At 70.1% G+C, this 4,040-nt stretch carries 3 protein-coding genes and 1 pseudogene; all 4 read left to right on the top strand.

Features of this window, described 5'->3' with window-relative positions; genetic code table 11:
- The coding region (locus tag ACLBX9_RS12605; RefSeq protein ID WP_447719115.1) for a hypothetical protein at nt 1–433 on the top strand (433 nt) is incomplete at its 5' end.
- Nucleotides 434–528: 95 nt separating this feature from the next.
- Nucleotides 529–2,913: a glycosyltransferase gene (locus ACLBX9_RS12600; protein ID WP_447719163.1), complete on the top strand. Its 2,385-nt coding sequence runs from the start codon at nt 529–531 to the stop codon at nt 2,911–2,913.
- A 196-nt stretch (nt 2,914–3,109) separates the two neighbouring features.
- Nucleotides 3,110–3,526, top strand: a complete 417-nt coding sequence (locus tag ACLBX9_RS12595) for a hypothetical protein (RefSeq protein ID WP_447719162.1) — start codon at nt 3,110–3,112, stop codon at nt 3,524–3,526.
- A 95-nt stretch (nt 3,527–3,621) separates the two neighbouring features.
- Nucleotides 3,622–4,040, top strand: a pseudogene (locus ACLBX9_RS12590) (glycosyltransferase family 2 protein); the annotation flags it as partial.

Raw genomic sequence — 4,040 nt, 5'->3', positions numbered from 1 at the left:
TGGGACGGAGCGATTCTTGGTCGACGACGTCGAGACGCTACGGGCGGAACTGGTCGAGACGCAGGCTCGCCTGAAGGAAGCGCAGGGCGAGCTCGCGCGTCTGGTTCGCCTAGCCGAGGCCGACCTTCAACGGCGCCGCCCGGGGGAGCAGTCGAGCGTGGTCGCCGCCTCTGTCCGACGGCCCGCCGCCAAGGACGTGGCCGCCCGCATCGCCCGGCTCGTCCAGCTCTACCGCGAGACTGCGGCCGCTTCTCCCGACGGCGCGCCGGTGGTCGGCGAGGACACGATGCTTCGCTGGCTGGAGACCTCGGGCCTGTTCGACCGGGACTTCTACCTGAAGTGCAACGGCGATGTGGCGAGCGCGGGCGCCGACCCGACGCAGCACTACTTCAACCATGGCTACGCCGAGGCGCGGCCGCCGAGTGCGCTCTGACGCCGGCCCGGACCGTTCGCCCGACGCCGCATTGATCGGAGCGTCGCCGCGTGCGGCGCCAGCCAGCGGCCGAGACCTGTGCGAGGACACGATCGATGCAGAGTGCCGCTGAGACCGCAGCCCCGCCTCAGCCGGAGCCCTGGCAGGACGACTTCTCGACGATCTATCGCAGCGGGCAGTTCGACCACCTCTGGTACGCGGCACGCTACCCCGACGTCGGCCTGACCGATCTGTCCCCGCTCGAGCACTACGTGAAGTACGGCGCCCGGCTCGGCCGGCAGCCGCGGCCGGACTTTCCGGGCACGCCCGACGAGGCGGTGGACGGCACATACGTCAACCCGTTCGCCGCATGGCTGCGCCAGCAGGGCTATGGCGACGCCGGCTCCGAGGCGGGCAAGCCGGTCGTCTCGGTGCTGTGCATCACCTACAACCAGGAACCGTTCATCCGCCAGACGCTCGACAGCATCCTGAGCCAGCGGACGGACTTCCCCTTCGAGCTGATCGTCGGCGACGACAAGTCGACCGACGGCACCGCCGAGATCATCGCCGACTACGCCGCGCGGCACCCGAACATCGTCGCGATCCTGCGGCCCGAGAATATCGGCCCGAACGGGAACTTCGCCGACCTGACGCGGTCGGCCCGCGGTGAGTTCATCGCCACCTGCGAGGGGGACGATTACTGGAGCGACACCGGGAAGCTCCAGAGGCAGGTCGACTTCCTCCGGGCGCACCCGGAATTCACCCTCTGCTTCCACCCGGTGCGCATCATCTACGAGGACATGCCGGGCATCGAGACCAGGTTCCCGGAGCACTGCGCGCCGCTTCCCTCCCTGACCGATCTCGCCACCCGCAACTTCATCCAGACGAACAGCGTCCTCTACCGCTGGCGCTACCGGGGCGCCGAGCCATTCGCCTTCGACGAGAGCATCGCGCCGGGCGACTGGTACGTGCATCTGATGCACGCGGAGGTCGGGCGCATCGGCTTCCTGCCGCAGGTGATGGCGGTCTACCGCAAGCATGCCGGCGGGATGTGGACCACCCACGCCTCCGAGATCGCGCGGCACAGGAAGCTCGGCACTGCCGAGATCGAGCTGTTCCGGCGCCTGCGCGGCCATTTCGGCGGCCGCTTCGCGGAGAGCTTCGCGGCCTCTCAGAGGATGATCTTCGCCCGCCTCGCGGAAACCTGCCTCGATGAGGCGGACGTGCCGGGCCTGCTCAGCCTCGTCGAGGCCCATCCCGACATCGCCCACGACACCCTCGGCGAGATGGGGTTCGATGCCGCAAACCTGCCGACCGGCGATGCGGACGCCTTGCGCGCGTGGCTTGAGGAGCAGCTCACCGTCAGCGTCATCGTGACCGCACGCGACAGCAGCGTCGATTTCCGCCCATGCCTCGACGGGGTTCTGGCCCAGCGCGGCCTGTTCCGGCTCCGGATCGTCGTCGGCTTCGAGCGCGCGACGGACGGCGTCCCCGACTCCATCGCGGCCCTTCGCGTGCCCGATCCGGACCGAATCGTGGTGCGTCCGCGCCCGCGGGATCTCGACCCGCTCCGGAACCTGCAGGATTGCATCGCGGCCTGCGACGGCCGCTTCATCGCCTTCTGCGACCCGGAGGCCCGCTGGATCTCCGACCGGAAGATCGCCAAGCAGCTCCGGATGCTGCGGGCTGATCCCCGGCTCTCCCTGTGCTTCAGCTGGGTGCTCGTGCATCGCGTAGCGGAGGGATCCCTCCTGCCGCACGAGGGGCAAGGCCGGCTCGCGACCGGGACCCTTGGTTTCTTGGATCTCGCCGCCGCGCCGGTGACGGCGCACCGCGCGTGCGGCCTCTACCGGGTCGACGCGTTGCGGCGCCTGCCGCGGGCTTTCTTCGAAGATGCCGGCGCGAGCGACTGGCTGATGGATCTCCACGTCGCCGATGCGGGCCGCGTCGCGTTCCTGCGGGAGATCCTCTCGGTGTGGGAGGTCCGGGCCGACAGTCCGTGGACGGATCGCGCCGACGCGCTCCAGGCGGCCCGGCTCGATCTCCAGCGCCGGCATTTCGCCACCCTCTTCGGCCGGGGGCGCGGCTTCGAGCCCTACGCGCTCGCCTGCACGGTCGCGGACCTCGACGCCGCGCTGTCTCCAGAGTTCGCCCGCGCTTATCTGGAGGCGCCGGCCTCGGGAGACGGGATCGAGGTCGAGGATGAGCACGTGACCTTCGCGGGCTGGATCGTCCCAACCTACGGGGCCCGGGCGACGCTCCTCGTCGAAGTGGGAGACGAGACGCATCGGGTTCCCGTCGATCAGCAACGGTCCGACGTGGTCACCGCCCTGTTCCGCGACGCGCCGGCACCGGTGGATGAGGCACGCTGCGGGTTCCGCTTCACGCTGCCCTTCGATCGGCGCCTGGAGGTTCGTCTCCTGATTGCGGTCGAGGATGCGGCTTTGCCCTGGCTGTCGGTCACCGTGGCCCAGCGATCCGATGGCGAAGCGTCCGGCTGAGGCACGTCCTGCCGGACCGAAGATCCGCCCCCCCCCCACCTCCGCGAAGGCGATCCTCCGGGAAGGGTTGACCCCGATCTGGGGCCGATCGTATCACCCGAGCGTCGCGCGGCCGCCGCGATGTCCGGGACGCGGTGTTTTCCGTACGGCCGGAGGTTCAGCGACGATCGGCGCCGCGAGTGGGACGGAGCGATTCTTGGTCGACGACGTCGAGACGCTACGGGCGGAACTGGTCGAGACGCAGGCTCGCCTGAAGGAAGCGCAGGGCGAGCTCGCGCGTCTGGTTCGCCTAGCCGAGGCCGACCTTCAACGGCGCCGCCCGGGGGAGCAGTCGAGCGTGGTCGCCGCCTCTGTCCGACGGCCCGCCGCCAAGGACGTGGCCGCCCGCATCGCCCGGCTCGTCCAGCTCTACCGCGAGACTGCGGCCGCTTCTCCCGACGGCGCGCCGGTGGTCGGCGAGGACACGATGCTTCGCTGGCTGGAGACCTCGGGCCTGTTCGACCGGGACTTCTACCTGAAGTGCAACGGCGATGTGGCGAGCGCGGGCGCCGACCCGACGCAGCACTACTTCAACCATGGCTACGCCGAGGCGCGGCCGCCGAGTGCGCTCTGACGCCGGCCCGGACCGTTCGCCCGACGCCGCATTGATCGGAGCGTCGCCGCGTGCGGCGCCAGCCAGCGGCCGAGACCTGTGCGAGGACACGATCGATGCAGAGTGCCGCTGAGACCGCAGCCCCGCCTCAGCCGGAGCCCTGGCAGGACGACTTCTCGACGATCTATCGCAGCGGGCAGTTCGACCACCTCTGGTACGCGGCACGCTACCCCGACGTCGGCCTGACCGATCTGTCCCCGCTCGAGCACTACGTGAAGTACGGCGCCCGGCTCGGCCGGCAGCCGCGGCCGGACTTTCCGGGCACGCCCGACGAGGCGGTGGACGGCACATACGTCAACCCGTTCGCCGCATGGCTGCGCCAGCAGGGCTATGGCGACGCCGGCTCCGAGGCGGGCAAGCCGGTCGTCTCGGTGCTGTGCATCACCTACAACCAGGAACCGTTCATCCGCCAGACGCTCGACAGCATCCTGAGCCAGCGGACGGACTTCCCCTTCGAGCTGATCGTCGGCGACGA

It is taken from the genome of Methylobacterium sp. A49B (assembly GCF_053346215.1).
The sequence above is the reverse complement of the archived record's forward strand: the minus strand, read 5'-3'. Positions and strand labels throughout refer to the sequence as shown.

Excerpts from the sequence above, each read along its gene's own strand:
- ACLBX9_RS12600 (WP_447719163.1), top strand. The coding sequence starts at position 529 with ATGCAGAGTGCCGCTGAGACCGCAGCCCCGCCTCAGCCGGAGCCCTGG.